Annotated in this window: 16 protein-coding genes; 1 reads left to right on the top strand and 15 read right to left on the bottom strand. The window is 63.3% G+C overall.

Translation table 11 applies throughout. From position 1 onward, the window contains the following. Positions 1-27 precede the first annotated feature (27 nt). From surE to IRZ77_RS16470, 5 genes are all read right to left on the bottom strand, one after another. Positions 28-777 (bottom strand): 5'/3'-nucleotidase SurE, encoded by a 750-nt coding sequence (gene surE / locus IRZ77_RS16490; protein WP_046616634.1) that lies wholly within the window; start codon positions 775-777, stop codon positions 28-30. Further along, positions 765-1,823: a tRNA pseudouridine(13) synthase TruD gene (gene truD / locus IRZ77_RS16485; protein WP_196173950.1), complete on the bottom strand. Its 1,059-nt coding sequence runs from the start codon at positions 1,821-1,823 to the stop codon at positions 765-767. Before truD ends, surE begins: the two co-directional genes overlap by 13 nt. Beyond that, positions 1,820-2,293, bottom strand: coding sequence for a 2-C-methyl-D-erythritol 2,4-cyclodiphosphate synthase (ispF, locus tag IRZ77_RS16480; protein WP_015269207.1), 474 nt, complete (start codon positions 2,291-2,293; stop codon positions 1,820-1,822). The genes truD and ispF overlap by 4 nt, the downstream gene beginning before the upstream one ends. A 208-nt stretch (positions 2,294-2,501) precedes the next feature. Then, a complete protein-coding gene (fghA, locus tag IRZ77_RS16475) occupies positions 2,502-3,356 on the bottom strand; it encodes an S-formylglutathione hydrolase (protein ID WP_196173948.1) in 855 nt (284 codons plus the stop codon). Between the two features lie 8 nt (positions 3,357-3,364). Next, positions 3,365-4,477: an S-(hydroxymethyl)glutathione dehydrogenase/class III alcohol dehydrogenase gene (locus IRZ77_RS16470; RefSeq protein WP_016712915.1), complete on the bottom strand. Its 1,113-nt coding sequence runs from the start codon at positions 4,475-4,477 to the stop codon at positions 3,365-3,367. 107 nt (positions 4,478-4,584) lie between these two features. On the opposite strand from IRZ77_RS16470, the gene IRZ77_RS16465 reads away from it, so the two are divergent. Then, the gene (locus IRZ77_RS16465) at positions 4,585-5,481 is read left to right on the top strand and encodes a LysR substrate-binding domain-containing protein (protein WP_196173946.1); all 897 of its coding nucleotides are present in this window, start codon (positions 4,585-4,587) and stop codon (positions 5,479-5,481) included. A 132-nt stretch (positions 5,482-5,613) separates the two neighbouring features. On the opposite strand, the gene ispD is transcribed toward IRZ77_RS16465, so the two are convergent. From ispD to lpxB, 10 genes are all read right to left on the bottom strand, one after another. Continuing rightward, complete coding sequence (ispD, locus tag IRZ77_RS16460) at positions 5,614-6,321, bottom strand: 2-C-methyl-D-erythritol 4-phosphate cytidylyltransferase (RefSeq protein WP_046616629.1); 708 nt, start codon at positions 6,319-6,321, stop codon at positions 5,614-5,616. Next, positions 6,318-6,599: a cell division protein FtsB gene (ftsB, locus tag IRZ77_RS16455; RefSeq protein WP_004375443.1), complete on the bottom strand. Its 282-nt coding sequence runs from the start codon at positions 6,597-6,599 to the stop codon at positions 6,318-6,320. Before ftsB ends, ispD begins: the two co-directional genes overlap by 4 nt. A 168-nt stretch (positions 6,600-6,767) precedes the next feature. Next, complete coding sequence (eno, locus tag IRZ77_RS16450; protein WP_013971266.1) at positions 6,768-8,057, bottom strand: phosphopyruvate hydratase; 1,290 nt, start codon at positions 8,055-8,057, stop codon at positions 6,768-6,770. 153 nt (positions 8,058-8,210) lie between these two features. Continuing rightward, the gene (kdsA, locus tag IRZ77_RS16445; protein WP_025337985.1) at positions 8,211-9,056 is read right to left on the bottom strand and encodes a 3-deoxy-8-phosphooctulonate synthase; all 846 of its coding nucleotides are present in this window, start codon (positions 9,054-9,056) and stop codon (positions 8,211-8,213) included. 3 nt (positions 9,057-9,059) lie between these two features. Further along, on the bottom strand, positions 9,060-10,688 hold the full coding sequence (locus IRZ77_RS16440) for a CTP synthase (protein WP_025337984.1): 1,629 nt from the start codon (positions 10,686-10,688) through the stop codon (positions 9,060-9,062). 268 nt (positions 10,689-10,956) lie between these two features. Next, on the bottom strand, positions 10,957-12,240 hold the full coding sequence (gene tilS, locus IRZ77_RS16435; protein ID WP_196173944.1) for a tRNA lysidine(34) synthetase TilS: 1,284 nt from the start codon (positions 12,238-12,240) through the stop codon (positions 10,957-10,959). 141 nt (positions 12,241-12,381) lie between these two features. Then, complete coding sequence (gene accA, locus IRZ77_RS16430) at positions 12,382-13,329, bottom strand: acetyl-CoA carboxylase carboxyl transferase subunit alpha (protein WP_046616627.1); 948 nt, start codon at positions 13,327-13,329, stop codon at positions 12,382-12,384. A gap of 106 nt (positions 13,330-13,435) precedes the next feature. Further along, complete coding sequence (dnaE, locus tag IRZ77_RS16425; RefSeq protein ID WP_046616626.1) at positions 13,436-16,960, bottom strand: DNA polymerase III subunit alpha; 3,525 nt, start codon at positions 16,958-16,960, stop codon at positions 13,436-13,438. Positions 16,961-17,150: 190 nt separating this feature from the next. Continuing rightward, positions 17,151-17,774: a ribonuclease HII gene (gene rnhB, locus IRZ77_RS16420; protein WP_046616625.1), complete on the bottom strand. Its 624-nt coding sequence runs from the start codon at positions 17,772-17,774 to the stop codon at positions 17,151-17,153. 1 nt (position 17,775) lies between these two features. Continuing rightward, positions 17,776-18,903, bottom strand: coding sequence for a lipid-A-disaccharide synthase (gene lpxB, locus IRZ77_RS16415; RefSeq protein WP_196173942.1), 1,128 nt, complete (start codon positions 18,901-18,903; stop codon positions 17,776-17,778).

The following is an 18,903-nucleotide window of genomic DNA, read 5'->3' as shown; positions in this document are numbered from 1 at the left end:
CACGCCGCAGCATATCGTCCTCACGCATCAGAGCAGGCCCTCCAGCCAACCGTCGAGCTGCTCGAAGGCGTCACTGAAGGTGCGATCGAGCTGCAGTGGAGTGATCGATACATAGCCTTGCATCACTGCATGGAAGTCGGTACCCGGGCCACCGTCCTCGGCGTCCCCGGCCACAGCGATCCAGTAGCCTTCCTTGCCGCGCGGGTTGACCACCTTGGTCGGCGCCGCCGCCCGCGCCCGGTGACCGAGGCGAGTGAGCTGGATGCCACGAATGTGCTCCAGCGGCAGGTTGGGGATGTTGACGTTGAGCACGGTACGCGGCGGCAACACCAGGCGCGACTGCGCCTCGACCAGGCGGCGGGCGATATGGGCCGCGGTCGGCAGGTTGTCCGGCAGGCGCGACAACAGCGAAAACGCCAGGGAGGTACCGCCAAGGAAGCGACCTTCCAACGCGGCTGCGACCGTGCCCGAATAGAGCACATCGTCACCCAGGTTGGCACCGAGGTTGATCCCCGACACCACCATGTCCGGCGCCTGTGGCAACAGCCCATTGAGCCCCAGGTGCACACAGTCGGTCGGCGTGCCGTTGAGGCTGATGAAGCCATTGGCCAAGGTCTGCGGGTGCAGTGGCCGGTCCAGCGTCAGCGAACTGCTGGCGCCGCTCTTGTCTTGATCCGGGGCAATAACCACGCACTCGGCGTAATCCGCCAGCGCAGCGTGCAGCGCGGCGATGCCGGGTGCGGTAACACCGTCGTCGTTCGAAATCAGAATACGCATGAGCTGTCCGTCTGCCCCGCCGACACCAGATCCACGACTTCGCGCACCACCACGGTGGCGAAGCATCCGGCCGGAAGGACGAATTCCAGTTGCAGGATATCAGGCTCGGGATAATGCCACGTAAGACCGCCAATAGGGAGCCGCAGAATGCGTCGTTCGTGATCCATGCCCGCCAAGGCCAGCCACTGGCAAAGTGCCGGCTGCCGTGCGGCGATCGCATCCTCTTGTTGCGCGGTGCCTCCGGTAGCTGGCGAATCGCCGGCCCCCCACAGCGGGCCGGTCGGATGCAGGTCAAGGATCGCCAGCCGAGGATCAGAACATTCCGACTCTCCAGCAGGAAAGAAGCTACGACTCGTGGTGAACGCCAACAGGTCGCCCACCTGCGCACGCGCCCAGCTGCCGTCGGCAACACGGGCTGCCAACACTTGGTTGAACAGGTAGCTGCGCCCGGCAGAAAGCAACCGCGAACGCACGTTGCGCTGTTCGGGCAGGGCCTTGCGTGCGGCCCAATCGAGGGCGTCATGAACGTTGCCACCACCGTGGCCGAAGCGCTGGGCGCCGAAATAATTCGGCACACCGTGCTGCTTGAGTTGTTCCAGGCGCGCATCCAAAGCCTTGTGATCGGCAGCCAGGGCCGTCAGGCGCAGCGTGAAACCGTTGGCCGAATGTGCACCGCGCTGCAGCTTGCGCTGATGGCGCACCTGTTTGAGCACACGCAGGCTGGCATCCTCGGCACGCGACAGGTCCGGGTCGGCCTTGCCTGGCAGATGCAGGCTGAACCACTGGCGGGTCAACGCCTGGCGGTCCTTGAGGCCGGCATAGCTGATCGTACGCACCGGCACGCCGGCGGCACGCGCCAGGCGGCGGGCGGCCTCCTCGGTATTCAGGTCACGCTTCTCGACCCACAGCCAAAGGTGCTCGCCCTGGCCCGACAGAGGGATGTCCAGTACTTCGTCGACCTGAAAATCTTCGGCCACCGCCTTGAGGACGGCGGTACCCAGTGGTTCGCCCGATGCGCGCGGGCCCAGCAGTTCCAGTTCGGTCATGCTGGCAGCAGCAGGGCTACCGAATGCACGGCGATGCCCTCCTCGCGGCCGGTGAAGCCGAGCTTCTCGGTGGTGGTAGCCTTGACGTTGACCTGGTCGAGTTCGACCTGCAGGTCTTCGGCGATCAGCTTGCGCATGGTCTCGATGTGCGGGGCCATCTTCGGCGCCTGGGCGACAATGGTGGCGTCGATGTTGCCGACCTTCCAGCCCTTGGCCTGCACGATGCCGACCACATGGCGCAGCAGAACGCGGCTGTCGGCGCCCTTGAACTGCGGATCGGTGTCGGGGAAGTGTTTGCCGATGTCACCCAGCGCAGCCGCGCCAAGCAAGGCATCGCTCAGGGCGTGCAGCAGCACGTCGCCATCGGAATGGGCCAGGAGGCCGTATTTGTGGGGGATACGCACCCCGCCCAGGGTAATGAAATCACCGTCGCAGAAACGGTGCACATCGTAGCCGTGGCCAATACGCATAGAAAAACGCCCTGAATGAGTCAGGGCGTGATTCTACCTGCTTTAGCCGGTATTGGGGCCGTCGTTGTAGGAGCAGCCTTGTGCTGCGAATGGGCCGCAAAGCGGCCCCGGCAATATCGGCGATAGCGTCAGACCCAGGGTCTGCTTCGCAGCCCATTCGCAGCACAAGGCTGCTCCTGCAGGCGATCAAGCAAACACCAGCTACGCCTTAGACCCGCCCCAGCGCCACCGCATGATGACGCAGGTGCTCCTCGATGAAGCTCGCGATGAAGTAGTAGCTGTGGTCGTAGCCAGGCTGCAGGCGCAGAGTCAGTTCATGCCCGCCTTTGCGTGCCGCCTGCTCCAGCGCTTCAGGCTTGAGCTGCTTCTCGAGGAAGTCGTCGCGGTCGCCCTGGTCCACCAGCAACGGCGGGCATTCGCCGGCCGGGGTCTCGGCAAGCAGCACGCTGGCATCCCACTCACGCCAGCGCGCACGGTCTTCACCCAGATAGCGGCTGAAGGCTTTCTCGCCCCACGGGCAATCCATCGGGTTGCTGATTGGCGAGAACGCCGACACCGAACGGTAGCGCCCCGGGTTGCGCAAGGCGCACACCAGCGCACCATGCCCCCCCATGGAGTGGCCACTGATGCTGCGCTCACCCGAGGCCGGGAAGTGCGCCTCGATCAACGCAGGCAACTCGTCCACCACATAGTCGTGCATGCGGTAGTGCTGGGCCCACGGCTGCTGAGTGGCATTGAGGTAGAAGCCGGCACCCAGGCCGAAGTCCCAGGCACCGTCCGGGTCGCCCGGCACCTGCTCGCCACGCGGGCTGGTGTCGGGGGCGACAATGATCAACCCAAGCTCCGCGGCCAGGCGCTGGGCGCCGGCCTTCTGCATGAAGTTCTCGTCGGTGCAGGTGAGGCCGCTGAGCCAGTACAGCACCGGCAGCTTCTCGCCCTGTTCGGCCTGCGGTGGCAGGTAGACGGCGAACACCATGTCGCAACCCAGCACCTTGGAGTGATGCCGGTAACGCTTGTGCCAGCCGCCGAAGCTCTTCTGGCAGGAGATGTTATCCAGGCTCATGGCAAACCTCAGAAGTGGATCACGCTGCGGATGCTCTTGCCTTCGTGCATCAGGTCGAAAGCCTTGTTGATGTCTTCCAGCCCCATGGTGTGGGTGATGAAGGTATCCAGCGGGATCTCGCCCTTCTCGGACATTTCCACGTAGCTTGGCAGCTCGCTGCGACCACGCACGCCGCCGAATGCCGAACCACGCCATACGCGGCCGGTGACCAGTTGGAACGGACGAGTGGCGATTTCCTGGCCTGCGCCGGCCACGCCGATGATCACCGACTCGCCCCAGCCCTTGTGGCAGCATTCCAGCGCAGCACGCATCAGTTGCACGTTGCCGATGCACTCGAAGGAGAAGTCCACGCCGCCGTCGGTGAGGTCGACGATCACTTCCTGGATCGGGCGGTCGTAGTCTTTCGGGTTGATGCAGTCGGTGGCACCCAGCTGGCGGGCGATTTCGAACTTGGCCGGGTTGATGTCGATGGCAATGATGCGCGACGCCTTGGCCTTGACCGCACCGATCACTGCCGACAGGCCGATGCCGCCCAAGCCGAAGATGGCCACGGTGTCACCCGGCTTGACCTTGGCGGTGTTGAGCACCGCGCCAATACCGGTGGTGACGCCACAACCCAGCAGGCAGACCTTTTCCAGCGGCGCTTCTTTCTGGATCTTGGCCACGGAGATTTCCGGCAGCACGGTGTACTCGGAGAAGGTCGAGGTACCCATGTAGTGGAACAGCTGCTGGCCCTTGTAGGAGAAGCGCGTGGTGCCGTCCGGCATCAGGCCCTTGCCCTGGGTGGCGCGGATGGCCTGGCACAGGTTGGTCTTGCCCGAGAGGCAGAACTTGCACTTGCCGCATTCCGGGGTGTACAGCGGAATGACGTGGTCACCAACGGCGACCGAGGTAACGCCCTCGCCTACCGCTTCGACGATCGCGCCACCTTCGTGGCCGAGGATCGACGGGAAGATACCCTCCGGGTCGGCGCCGGACAGGGTGTAGGCATCGGTGTGGCAGACACCGCTGGCGACCACGCGCAGCAGCACTTCACCGGCCTTGGGCATGGCCACGTCGACTTCGACGATTTCCAGGGGTTTCTTGGCTTCGAAGGCTACGGCAGCACGGGACTTGATCATCAAAGGTCTCCAGACAGAGGGTCGATTCAGTCTGGCAGTGTAATTCACCACCTTTTGATGAATAATCCGGACAAAGACAAAACATTATTGCCATGCAGGGATAATCAATGAGCAGCCGCTGGGAAGGTATCGACGAATTCGTCGCGGTGGCCGAGTCGGGCCAGTTCACCGCGGCCGCCGAGCGCCTGGGGGTTTCCTCATCGCACATCAGCCGGCAAATCGCCCGGCTGGAGGAGCGCCTGCAGACACGCCTGCTGTACCGCAGCACCCGGCGGGTGACCCTGAGCGAGGCGGGGCAGACATTTCTGCAGCACTGCCAGCGCCTGCAGGATGGCCGCGAGGAAGCCCTGCGCGCCATGGGCGACCTGGCCAGCGAGCCCAAGGGGTTGCTGCGCATGACCTGCGCGGTGGCTTACGGCGAGCGCTTCATCGTGCCGCTGGTGACACGGTTCATGGCGCTGTACCCGCAGTTGAGGGTGGACGTGGAACTGAGCAACCACACCCTCGACCTGGTGCATGAAGGCATGGACTTGGCCATCCGCCTGGGCCGGCTGGCCGACTCGCGACTGGTGGCCACCCGCCTGGCGCCCCGGCGCATGTATTTGTGCGCTTCGCCAGCTTACCTGGAACATTATGGTCGGCCACACAGCCTGTCGGAACTGGCGCGGCACAATTGCCTGGTGGGCAGCTCGGACTTGTGGGCGCTACAGCAGGACGGCCGGGAGATCAGCCAGCGAGTGCAGGGCAACTGGCGTTGCAACAGCGGGCAGGCGGTGCTGGACGCGGCGCTGCAGGGAATGGGGTTGTGCCAGCTGCCGGATTATTACGTACTGGAGCACTTGAATAGTGGCGCGCTGGTGTCATTGCTGGAGGCGCACCAGCCACCGAATACCGCGGTGTGGGCGCTGTATCCGCAGCAGCGGCACCTGTCGCCGAAAGTGCGGCGGCTGGTGGATTACCTGAAGGAAGGATTGGCGGGGTTGCCGGAGTATCGCTTGAGTTGAAACCTTGTGCTGGCTGGTCTGGCCTCTTCGCTGGTAAACCCGCTCCCACAGGCACAGCGCAAACCTGAAAGGATGTGCGATACCTGTGGGAGCGGGTTTACCCGCGAAAAGGCCGGCACTGGAACGAGAAATTCAGCGGCGCCCTGCCCAACGCTGGCGCAACCACTCCAGGTCTTCCGGCCGGGTCACCTTGATATTGTCGCTGCGCCCTTCGACCAGCCGCGGTGCCTGGCCGGACCACTCGATTGCGGACGACTCGTCGGTTACCAGCACATCCGACACCAGGCACTCCGCCAGCGCCCGATGCAATGCCCCCAGGCGGAACATCTGCGGCGTATAGGCCTGCCAGATGGTGCTACGGTCGACAGTAGCACCCACCCGGCCATCGGCATCGGCCCGCTTGAGGGTATCGCGCGCCGGTACCGCCAGCAGGCCACCCACCGGGTCATCCGCCAGGTCCGACAACAGCTTGTCCAGATCGCTGCGCGCCAGGTTCGGGCGCGCGGCATCATGCACCAGCACCCAGTCGCTGTCCGCCGCCCCTTGGGCATGCAGCATCAGCAAGGCATTGAGTACCGAGTCGGCACGCTCGCGTCCGCCCGCCGCGCGTTGGATACGCGGGTCACTGGCGCAGCGCAGGCCAGGCCAGTACGGGTCATCTTCGGCAATGCTGACCACCACGCCCTTGAGCATCGGGTGGCCAAGAAAACAGTCGAGGCTGTGCTCGAGAATGGTCTGCCCGGCCAGCTCCAGGTACTGCTTGGGGCGGTCGGCAGCCATGCGGGCACCTATGCCCGCAGCAGGAATCACGGCCCAGAAGGCCGGTAAGGTTTCGATCATTTCTGTGGCAACTGGAAGAGGGTTTCGCCCTCTTTGACCATCCCCAATTCGTGGCGAGCCCGCTCTTCAACGGTCTCCATGCCTTTTTTCAGCTCCAGCACTTCGGCATCGAGCACGCGGTTGCGCTCGAGCAAGCGCTCGTTTTCGGCATGCTGCTCGGCAATCTGCTGCTTCAGCTCGGTCACTTGCGCCAGGCTGCCATTACCCACCCAAAGGCGGTACTGCAGGCCACCCAGCAGCAGGAGCAGGACGAGGAACAACCAATAGGGACTGCGCATCACGTTATCCAGGTTAAAAAGGCTGCCGGGTATTATTTACTTCGGGGCCTCGAATAGCACGAAGCCTGGCCGAGGCCAGGCTTCGTCGACAGAAACCCGTTGGAATGTAGGAAAGAACAGTACGAACGTTCCTACAACTCCGGCTGCTGTCTTTTTACCATCTCTTGCTTAGCCGCGAAACTCGGCACGACCGCGGTAAACCGCTTTGGCACCCAGCTGCTCTTCGATGCGCAGCAGCTGGTTGTACTTGGAAACGCGGTCGGAACGGCACAGCGAACCAGTCTTGATCTGGCCAGCAGCGGTACCCACGGCCAGGTCGGCAATGGTAGAGTCTTCGGTTTCACCGGAACGGTGCGAAATCACCGCGGTGTAGCCAGCAGCCTTGGCCATCTGGATGGCTTCCAGGGTTTCGGTCAGCGAGCCGATCTGGTTGAACTTGATCAGGATCGAGTTACCGATGCCCTTCTCGATGCCTTCCTTGAGGATCTTGGTATTGGTCACGAACAGGTCGTCACCTACCAGTTGCACCTTGGCGCCGATCTTGTCGGTGAGGATTTTCCAGCCAGCCCAGTCGGACTCGTCCAGGCCGTCTTCGATCGAGATGATCGGGAAGCGCTCGGTCAGGCCTTTGAGGTACTCGGCAAAGCCTTCGGCGTCGAACGACTTGCCTTCGCCGGACAGGTTGTACTTGCCGTCTTCGTAGAACTCGGAAGCCGCGCAGTCCAGCGCCAGGGTCACGTCGGTGCCCAGCTTGTAGCCGGCTTTCTCGACGGCTTCGGCGATGGCGCCCAGGGCGTCTTCGTTGGAAGCCAGGTTAGGCGCGAAACCACCTTCGTCACCAACGGCAGTGTTCAGGCCACGGGCCTTCAGCACAGCTTTGAGGTGGTGGAAGATCTCGGTACCCATGCGCAGGCCGTCGGAGAAGGTCTTGGCGCCAACCGGCTGAACCATGAACTCCTGAATGTCGACGTTGTTGTCGGCGTGCTCGCCACCGTTGATGATGTTCATCATCGGTACCGGCATCGAGTACTGGCCCGGGGTGCCGTTCAGGTTGGCGATGTGCGCGTACAGCGGCAGGTCCTGGTCCTGGGCAGCGGCCTTGGCGGCAGCCAGGGAAACGGCCAGGATGGCGTTGGCGCCCAGCTTGGCCTTGTTTTCGGTACCGTCCAGTTCGATCATGGCGCGGTCCAGGGCCTTCTGGTCGGCAGGGTCCTTGCCCAGCAGCAGGTCACGGATCGGACCGTTGATGTTGGCGACGGCCTTCAGCACGCCCTTGCCCAGGTAACGGCTCTTGTCGCCATCACGCAGCTCCAGCGCTTCGCGCGAGCCAGTGGAAGCACCGGACGGCGCGCAGGCGCTGCCGATGATGCCGTTGTCGAGCAGTACATCGGCTTCCACGGTGGGGTTGCCACGCGAATCGAGAACTTCACGACCTTTGATGTCGACGATTTTTGCCATTGTTGTAAGCACTCCAGAATTGACGAAAACAACTTAGCTTAGGAAATTCTTGCCGTTCACCGGGCGGACTTGCAGTGGGCAGGCCGGGTGAAGGGAACCCCTGACCGACTGGTCAGGGGTGGATCGGACGGTACTTTACCCGAGAATCGAGCTTTACGCGGTTTCTACCGTCGGAAAACTTTTCACCAGGTCGTCCAGTTGCTTGAGCTGGGCCAGGAACGGCTCCAGTTTGTCCAGGCGCAGGGCACATGGGCCATCGCACTTGGCGTTGTCCGGATCGGGGTGGGCTTCCAGGAACAGCCCGGCCAGGCCTTGGCTCATGCCGGCCTTGGCCAGGTCGGTGACCTGGGCGCGGCGACCACCGGCGGAATCGGCGCGACCACCCGGCATCTGCAGGGCGTGGGTCACGTCGAAGAACACCGGGTACTCGAACTGCTTCATGATGCCGAAGCCGAGCATGTCCACCACCAGGTTGTTGTAGCCGAAGCTCGAACCACGTTCGCAGAGGATCAACTGGTCATTACCGGCCTCTTCGCACTTGGTCAGGATGTGTTTCATTTCCTGGGGTGCGAGGAACTGCGCCTTCTTGATATTGATCACTGCGCCGGTCTTGGCCATGGCCACCACCAGGTCGGTCTGCCGAGACAGGAAGGCCGGCAGCTGGATGATGTCGCATACCTTGGCTACAGGCTCGGCCTGATAAGGCTCGTGCACGTCGGTGATGACCGGCACGTTGAAGGTGCGCTTGATCTCCTCGAAGATCTTCAGCCCCTCTTCCATGCCCGGGCCACGGTACGAGGTTACCGACGAACGGTTGGCCTTGTCGAAGCTGGCCTTGAACACGTACGGGATACCGAGCTTCTCGGTCACCCGCACGTACTCCTCGCAGACCTTCATTGCCAGGTCACGGGACTCCAGGACGTTCATGCCGCCGAACAGGACGAACGGCTTGTCGTTGGCGATCTCGATGTTACCGACGCGAATGATCTTCTGGGTCATTGATCAGGCCTTGTTCTTCTGAGCCAGGGCTGCCTTGACGAAGCCGCTGAACAGCGGGTGGCCGTCACGCGGAGTCGAAGTGAATTCCGGGTGGAACTGGCAGGCGACGAACCATGGGTGGTCCTTGGACTCGACCACTTCCACCAGCGCACCGTCTTCGGAACGGCCGGAAACCACCAGGCCGGCATCGACCAGTTGCGGCAGCAGGTTGTTGTTCACTTCGTAGCGGTGACGGTGACGCTCGGTGATCACGTCCTTGCCGTAGCAGTCGTGCACCTTGGAACCGGCGGCCAGCTGGCAGTCCTGTGCACCCAGGCGCATGGTGCCACCCAGGTCGGAGGCTTCGCTGCGGGTTTCGACGGCACCGGTGGCATCGGCCCACTCGGTGATCAGGCCGACTACCGGGTGGCCGCTGTTGCGGTCGAACTCGGTGGAGTTGGCGTCTTTCCAGCCCATCACGTTACGGGCGAATTCGATCACGGCCACCTGCATGCCCAGGCAGATACCCAGGTACGGCACCTTGTTCTCACGGGCGTATTGCACCGCGGTGATCTTGCCTTCCACGCCGCGCAGGCCGAAACCGCCCGGCACCAGGATGGCATCGGCGCCTTCGAGCAGGCTGGTGCCCTGGTTCTCGATGTCTTCCGAGTCGATGTAGCGCAGGTTGACCTTGGTGCGGTTGGTGATGCCGGCGTGGCTCATCGCTTCGATCAGCGACTTGTACGCATCCAGCAGTTCCATGTACTTGCCGACCATGGCGATGGTCACTTCGTGCTCAGGGTTGAGCTTGGCATCGACCACCTTGTCCCACTCGGACAGGTCGGCGCCATTGCACTGCAGGCCGAAGCGCTCGACGACGAAGTCGTCCAGGCCCTGTGCGTGCAGCACGCCCGGGATCTTGTAGATGGTGTCGACGTCTTCCAGCGAAATCACCGCGCGCTCTTCAACGTTGGTGAACAACGCGATCTTGCGACGCGACGAGGCATCGACCGGGTGGTCGGAGCGGCAGATCAGCACGTCAGGCTGCAGGCCGATGGAGCGCAGCTCCTTCACCGAGTGCTGGGTCGGCTTGGTCTTGGTCTCGCCAGCGGTGGCGATGTACGGGACCAGGGTCAGGTGCATCAGCATGGCGCGCTTGGAGCCCACTTCGACGCGCAGCTGGCGGATGGCCTCGAGGAACGGCTGCGACTCGATGTCACCCACGGTACCGCCGATTTCCACCAGGGCCACGTCGGCATCGCCGGCACCCTTGATGATGCGACGCTTGATTTCGTCGGTGATGTGCGGGATGACCTGGATGGTCGCGCCCAGGTAATCACCACGACGCTCCTTGCGCAGTACGTGCTCGTAGATGCGGCCGGTGGTGAAGTTGTTGTTCTGGGTCATGGTGGTGCGGATGAACCGCTCGTAATGGCCCAGGTCGAGGTCGGTCTCGGCGCCATCGTGGGTGACGAACACTTCACCGTGCTGGAACGGGCTCATGGTACCCGGATCGACGTTGATGTACGGATCCAGCTTGAGCATGGTGACCTTCAGGCCCCGCGCTTCCAGGATGGCCGCCAGGGAAGCCGAGGCAATGCCTTTCCCCAATGAAGAAACAACACCGCCCGTGACGAATATGTAGCGCGTCATGAAAAACCCTAGAAGTCTGCGTTAAGGCGGCCAGCGCCGCCGGAGAAAGCGAAGGAAGGCCGAAGCCCCCGATCACCTGCGTCAATCACAGTGCATCTCGAAAAACTGCCGCGTCTGTACAGACCAGGAATATCCCGGCATGGAGCTCGCTCGTCATTTTAAGAATCAGCCCAGCAAAAAACTGCTTGGTAATCGGCAACTCCTGTGTTTTCGCGGAACCCACAGAAGCTGTATCAAGAAGGGAGGGTAGTCTACCCGAATGTACCCTTCAGCTCAAACCTTGCGCGTTCGTCGGCAATTGCCAATACAGCTGGCAATCCGCCTGCACCAGCCCGGGCAGGTTGGCCACCGCCAGCAGCCGCTCGCCCTGGTACAGCAATGGCAGGCGCGGGCGCAGGAAGAGCGGCACCTGCAACTCGTTGAGCAAGCGCTTCAGGTCGCGTCGGCCACGGCCGGGGACATCCAGCACTTCACCGCCCTGGCGGTAGGCAATGCGCAAGCCGTGCAGCGGCGCTGCGCCAGCAAGACGCACCCTGCCGTTACCCGGCAACGGCAAAGACTCGGCGGGATCGGCCCAGCCCAGTTCGCCGACGGGCAGTTGCAGCCAGTCACCGCTCAACCACCAGATGCGCCCATGACCGCGCAGCAGCTGCCCATCGGCAAGGCGCCAGACGGGCTGGGCATCGGCGGCGGCATCGCACAGGTCCGCCCAGCCGGCCCAGTGCCGGGTGTCAGGCAGGCGGGTACGGCGGCTCAGCCAGTATTGCAGGGCATTGCGCTGACGGGCCGGCGACAGCGCCAGCAGGGTGGCCAGGTCGAGGGAGTCCAGCCCCGGCCAGGCCACCGGCGCGCCCTCCCCGGCGAGCGCCAGGTCGTCCTGCGCCAGTTCGTCCAGCAGGCCCAGGGCTTCGCCCAGGTGCTCGGCGGCGCGGGCCAGGTTCTGGCTGGCTTGTGGCCAACGTTGCCGAAGTAGCGGAAACACTTCGCTGCGCAGGTAGTTGCGGGCAAATTGTGTGTCAGCGTTCGATGGATCTTCGATCCAGTCCAGCCCATTGGCCTCGGCGTGGTCCTGCAGCTGCTGACGGGAACAGCCCAGCAATGGCCTGACCAGGCTGCCCTGCCCTAGCGCGCGCTGCCCCGGCATTGCAGCCAGGCCACGCAGGCCTGCGCCGCGCAGCAGGCGGAACAGCAGGGTTTCGGCCTGGTCTTCGCGGTGCTGGCCGGTGAACAGGATGTCACCCGGGCCGAGGGCTTGCCTGAAGGCAGCATAGCGGGCGTCGCGGGCGGCCTGTTCGAGGCTGGCGTCGGGGGTGACCTGGACGTGGATGACCTGGAGTTCGATGCCGAGATTGTCGCAGACGGTTTGGCAGTGGGCGGGCCAGGCATCGGCGGCGGTTTGCAGGCCGTGATGGATGTGGATGGCGCGCAGTGGAGGTGATGCGTGATTGCGGGCGTAGTCAGCCAGCAGGTGCAGGAGGACGGTGGAATCGAGGCCGCCGGAGAAGGCGATGTACCAGGTGGGGGCGTTGAGCCAAGGTGTGAGGTTGATCATCGAACCCGCACTCAATTCGAGTATGCAGTCGCGGGTGAACCCGCTCCCACAGGGATCGCGCCGTTTCAGAGGGCTGCGCAATACCTGCGGGAGCGGGTTCACCCGCGCACACCGGCGAAGCCGGTGCCATTCATCTCGCTATCAGAGACCGTAGCTCATCAGGCGATCGTAACGGCGGGCCAGCAGCGCGTCATGGTCGAGCTTGCCGAGCATGTCCAACTGCTGCACCAGGTCGGCACGGATGCTTTCCGACATCTTCGCCGGGTCACGGTGAGCGCCGCCCAGCGGCTCCTGGATGACCTTGTCGACGATGTTCAGGCTCTTCAAGCGCTCGGCAGTGATGCCCATGGCTTCGGCTGCATCAGCTGCCTTGTCGGCAGTCTTCCACAGGATCGAGGCGCAGCCTTCCGGCGAAATCACCGAGTAGGTGGAGTACTGCAGCATGTTCAACTGGTCACACACGCCGATGGCCAGCGCACCGCCGGAACCACCCTCGCCGATCACGGTGGCGATGATCGGGGTTTTCAGGCGCGCCATCACGCGCAGGTTCCAGGCGATGGCCTCGCTCTGGTTGCGCTCTTCGGCGTCGATGCCTGGGTAGGCACCAGGGGTGTCGATGAAGGTCAGGATCGGCATCTTGAAGCGCTCGGCCATTTCCATCAGGCGGCAGGCCTTGCGGTAGCCCTCAGGGCGCGGCATGCCGAAGTTGCGGCGTACCTTCTCACGCACTTCACGGCCCTTCTGGTGGCCGATGACCATGACCGGCTTGCCGTCCAGGCGCGCGGTACCACCGACGATGGCAGCGTCGTCGGCGAAGTGGCGGTCGCCGTGCAGCTCTTCGAACTCGGTGAAGATGTGCTCCAGGTAGTCCAGGGTGTAAGGACGACGCGGATGACGGGCCAGGCGGGCGATCTGCCAGCTGGTCAGGTTGCCGAAGATGCTTTCGGTCAGGGTGTTGCTCTTGTCTTGCAGACGGGCAATTTCATCGCTGATGTTCAGCGAGTTGTCGTTGCCTACCAGGCGCAGGCCTTCGATCTTGGCTTGCAGGTCGGCAATCGGCTGTTCGAAATCGAGAAAATTCGGGTTCATAGTCATCCGTCTAGGGTCTACGGCCAGGCGGCCGGCCGGTTGATCCGTTTGGCGCCCTACCTTAAGGGATCAGGCGCATTCAGGTCGAGATTAAATTTTTGTCGGTTCAACGATATTGCAGGAAGACGTTCTCACGCCCGAACTGGTCACGCAGCGCCTGAATCAGCCCATCGGCCGGGTCGATAGCCCACTGTTCGCCAAACTGCAGCATGGCCTTGGCGTCGCTGCCGGTGTACTCGAGGGTGATCGGGCAAGCGCCGCGATGGCGGGTGATCAGCTCGCCCAGCCACTTCAGCCGGTCGCCCTTGAGCGCTTCGTGTGCCACCTTCAGGCGCAGGCTCTCGGCCAGCTTGGTGCGCGCATCCTCCATGGTCATCACCTGCTTCACCCGCAGGCGCAGGCCACCGGAGAAGTCGTCGTTACTGACCTCGCCTTCGACCACCACCATGGCATCGGTCTGCAGCAAGGACTGTGCCGCCATGAAGGCGTCGGCAAACAGCGATGCCTCGATGCGGCCGGAGCGGTCATCCAGGGTGACGAAGCCCATCTTGTCACCCTTCTTGTTCTTCATCACCCGCAGGGCAATGATCATGCCGGCGATGGTCTGGGTATCGCGTGACGGCTTGAGGTCGATGATGCGCTGGCGAGCGAAGCGGCGGATCTCGGTCTCGTACTCGTCGATCGGATGGCCGGTGAGGTACAGGCCAAGAGTGTCCTTCTCGCCCTTCAGGCGTTCCTTGAGGGTCAGTTCGCGCACCTTGCGGTGGTTGGCGTAGACGTCGGCATCCGCCGCTTCGAACATGCCGCCGAACAGGTCGACATGGCCACTGTCAGCGGTGTGGGCGGCTTGCTCGGCAGCCTTGATGGCTTCGCCCAGCGCCGAAAGCAAGGTTGCACGATTGATGTCGATGTTGGCGTGGTAGGCCTTGATCTCGTCATGGAAGTGCGGGCCCAGGCGGTCCAGCGCACCGCTGCGGATCAATGCGTCGAGGGTACGCTTGTTGACCCGCTTGAGGTCGATGCGCTCACAGAAGTCGAACAGGTCCTTGAACGGGCCACCCTGGGCGCGGGCCTCGACGATCGCCTCCACCGGTCCTTCACCGACACCCTTGATGGCGCCCAGGCCGTAGACGATGCGCCCGTCATTGTTGACGGTGAACTTGAAGTCCGAGAAGTTCACGTCCGGCGCGTCGAGGCGCAGCTTCATGCTGCGCACTTCCTCGACCAGCACCACCACCTTGTCGGTGTTGTGCATGTCCGCCGACAACACCGCAGCCATGAACGGCGCCGGGTAGTGGGTTTTCAGCCAGGCGGTCTGGTACGACACCAGGCCATAGGCGGCGGAGTGGGATTTGTTGAAGCCATAGCCGGCGAACTTTTCCACCAGGTCGAAGATGTTGCCGGCCAGGTCTGCATCGATATTGTTGTTGGCACAACCTTCGATGAAACCACCGCGCTGCTTGGCCATCTCCTCAGGCTTTTTCTTACCCATCGCACGGCGCAGCATGTCGGCGCCGCCGAGGGTATACCCAGCCATCACCTGGGCGATCTGCATCACCTGTTCCTGATACAGGATGATGCCGTAGGTCGGTGCCAGCACCGGCTTCAGGCCTTCGTACTGGTAGTCCGGATGGGGGTAGGCAAGCTCGGCGCGGCCGTGCTTGCGGTTGATGAAGTCGTCCACCATGCCCGATTGCAGCGGGCCTGGGCGGAACAGCGCCACCAGTGCGATGAGGTCTTCCAGGCAGTCGGGCTTGAGCTTCTTGATCAGCTCCTTCATGCCCCGCGATTCAAGCTGGAACACCGCCGTGGTTTCGGCCTTCTGCAACAGCTCGTAGGTCTTGCGGTCGTCCAGCGGGATGAAGTCGATGTTGACGTCGGGCAGGTTCTTCTTGGCCTGCTCGCGGTTGATGATCTCCATCGCCCACTTGATGATGGTCAGGGTCCGCAGACCAAGGAAGTCGAACTTCACCAGGCCGGCCGCCTCGACGTCATCCTTGTCGAACTGGGTTACCAGGCCGCCGCCCTCTTCGTCACAGGCGATCGGCGAGAAGTCGGTGAGCTTGGTCGGGGCAATGACCACACCACCGGCGTGCTTGCCGGTACCGCGGGTCACGCCCTCGAGCTTCAGCGCCATGTCCCAGATCTCGCGGGCGTCTTCGTCGCCCTTGAGGAAGTCGCGCAGGATCTCTTCCTGCTCGTAGGCCTTCTCCAGGGTCATGCCCACTTCGAAGGGGATCATCTTCGACAGGCGATCGGCCAGGCCGTAGGACTTGCCCTGCACCCGCGCTACATCTCGCACTACCGCCTTCGCCGCCATGGTACCGAAGGTGATGATCTGGCTGACCGCGTTGCGGCCATAGGCTTCGGCCACGTAGTCAATCACCCGGTCACGGCCATCCATGCAGAAGTCGACGTCGAAGTCGGGCATGGAAATACGTTCAGGGTTGAGGAAGCGCTCGAACAGCAGGTCGTAGGCCAGCGGGTCGAGGTCGGTGATCTTCAGCACGTAGGCCACCAGCGAGCCGGCACCCGACCCCCGGCCCGGGCCCACCGGCACGCCGTTGTTCTTGGCCCACTTGATGAAGTCCATCACGATCAGGAAGTAACCGGGGAAGCCCATCTGGATGATGATGTCCAGTTCGAACTTCAGGCGGTCCAGATAGACCTGGCGCTTCTCTTCGTAATTGGGCGTGGTCTCTTTCGGCCACAGCACCGCCAGGCGCTCTTCCAGGCCTTCGTGGGACACATGCCGCAGGTAGTCATCGATGCCCATGCCGTTGGGCGTGGGGAAGTCGGGCAGGAAGTACTTGCCCAACTGCACCTGGATATTGCAGCGCTTGGCAATCTCGACAGTGTTGGCGATGGCGTCGGGAAGGTCGCTGAACAGCTCGGCCATTTCCTCGGCCGACTTCAGGTACTGCTGGTCGCTGTACATCCTTGGCCGGCGCGGGTCGTCGAGGGTCCAGCCCTCACCGATGCATACGCGGGTTTCGTGTGCATCGAAGTCCGACTGCTTGATGAAACGCACGTCGTTGGTTGCCACCAGCGGAGCGCCGAACTTGTCAGCCAACGCCACGGCGGCGTGCACGTACTCTTCGTCGCGAGCGCGGTTGGTACGCTGCACCTCGACGTAGAAGCGCTCGGGGAACATGCCCATCCAGTCTTGCAGCAGGGCCTCGGCTTCATCGTCCTTGCCTGCCAGCAAGGCCATGCCGATATCGCCTTCCTTGCCTGCGGAAAGGGCGATCAGGCCCTCGCTGGCAGGGGCGATCCATTCACGCTGGAGGATGACCAGGCCATTGCGCTGGCCCTCGGTCCAACCGCGCGAGATCAGCTCGGTGAGGTTGCGGTAGCCCTTGGGGTTCATGGCCAGGAAGCAGATACGCGACAGCGGTGCTTCCGGGTCGGCAGCGGCCAGCCACAGGTCGGCGCCGCAGATCGGCTTGATGCCGGCGCCCATGGCGGTCTTGTAGAACTTGACCAGCGAGCACATGTTGCTCTGGTCGGTGATTGCCACCGCCGGCATGTTCATCCCGGCCAGCGCCTTGGCCAGCGGTTTGATCCGCACCAGGCCGTCGACCAGCGAGAATTCGGAGTGGACGCGCAGGTGAACGAAGGGAACCGACATGGAAGATCCTGTAGCAGTGCTGAACGACAAGGGCGGGATTGTAGCTTAATTGAGGTTTTTTTTTGGGGCTGCTTTGCAGCCCATCGCCGGCAAGCCAGCTCCCACGGGGACCGCGTAGCTGTCAGGGGCTGTACGTTCCGTGTGGGAGCTGGCTTGCCGGCGATGGGCCGCAAAGCGGCCCCCCGGGGGTTCAGATCAGGGAATCGAGAACACCGGCACGCGCTTCCCAAGCTGCCCGCACCGGGGCAAAGGAACGCCGATGAATGGGCGTTGGCCCCAACCGTGCCAGCGCCTCGAGGTGCACCGGGGTCGGGTAGCCCTTGTGCCCGCCAATGCCATACCCCGGGTAGATCAACTCGAATGCGCTCATCTCCCGGTCACGGGTCACCTTGGCCAGGATCGACGCCGCCGCGATGGCCGGCACCTGGCTATCACCCTTGACCACCGGCGATGCCGGTACGGCCAGTTTCGGGCAGCGGTTACCGTCGATCAGGGCCAGCTTCGGTGTAATGTGCAGCCCTTCCACCGCGCGCTGCATGGCCAGCATGGTCGCATGCAGAATGTTCAGGCGGTCGATTTCCTCGACCTCGGCGCGGGCGATGCAAAAGCTCAGGGCCTTTTCGCAGATCTCGTCGAACAGCGCTTCGCGCTTGGCTTCGGTGAGTTTCTTCGAATCGTTCAGGCCGAGGATCGGGCGCGCCGGGTCGAGGATCACCGCTGCGGTCACCACCGCGCCGCACAACGGGCCACGGCCCACTTCGTCGACGCCGGCGACCAAGTCTTCGACCAGGTTGAAATCCAGTCCCATCTGCATGTCAGCGGTCCTTGAGCAACGCCAGTACCGCCTCGGCTGCCTGGTTGGAGGCGTCACGGCGCAGGGTGCGATGAATTTCGTCGAAACTTTCGGTCTGCTGGCTGCCATCGGCTACCAGGGGCGCCAGGGTGTTGGCAAGGGCTTCGCTGGTGGCGTCATCCTGCAGCAGCTCGGGAACCAGCGCACGCTGGGCCAGCAAGTTCGGCAACGACACGTATGGGCTCTTTACCAGGCGCTTAAGGATCCAGTAGGTCAGGGGCGCCAGGCGATAGGCCACAACCATGGGCCGTTTGTACAACAGCGCTTCGAGGGTAGCGGTGCCCGAGGCGATCAGCACCGCGTCACAGGCCGCCAGGGCCTGGTGCGACTGGCCATCGAGCAGGGTCAGCGGCAGCTGGCGCCCTTCGAGCATCTGCTCGACCTGGGCGCGACGCGCGGCATTGGCGCAGGGCAGCACGAAACGCACGCCCGGTACCTGCTGGCGCAGGCGCTCGGCAGCATCCAGGAACAGAGCCCCCAGGCGCCCTACTTCGCCGCCCCGGCTGCCCGGCATCAACGCCACTACCGGCCCTTCGCCCAGGCCCAGCGCGGCACGTGCGGCAGGGCGGTCGGCTTCAAGCGGGATGGTGTCGGCCAACGGGTGGCCGACGAAACGTACAGGCACGCCCTGCTCTTCATAGAACCGCGCCTCGAACGGCAACAGCGTCAGCATCAGGTCGCAGCCTTCGCGAATCTTCAGCACACGCTTCTGCCGCCAGGCCCAGACAGACGGGCTGACGTAGTGCACGGTCTTGATCCCGGCCTGACGCAGTTTCAGTTCGATGTTGAGGGTGAAATCGGGGGCATCGATGCCGATGAACACATCGGGCTTTTCACCGATCAGGGTCTCGATCAGCAGCTTGCGGCGCTTGAGCAGCTCGCGCAGGCGCCCCAGCACTTCGACCAGGCCCATGACGGCCAGGCGTTCCATGGGGAAATAGGACTGCAGGCCTTCGGCTTCCATCAAGGGGCCGCCAACGCCGATGAACCTTACGTCCGGGCGGCGTGCCTTGATGGCACGCATCAAGCCTGAACCGAGGATATCACCGCTGGCCTCACCCGCGACCAAGGCTACGCAAAGCTGGGCCAT

The sequence above is a fragment of the Pseudomonas pudica genome (assembly GCF_015680405.1).
GTDB classification, from domain to species: domain Bacteria; phylum Pseudomonadota; class Gammaproteobacteria; order Pseudomonadales; family Pseudomonadaceae; genus Aquipseudomonas; species Aquipseudomonas pudica.
Note: the sequence above shows the minus strand (reverse complement) of the source record. Positions and strands in the feature narration are given on the sequence as shown.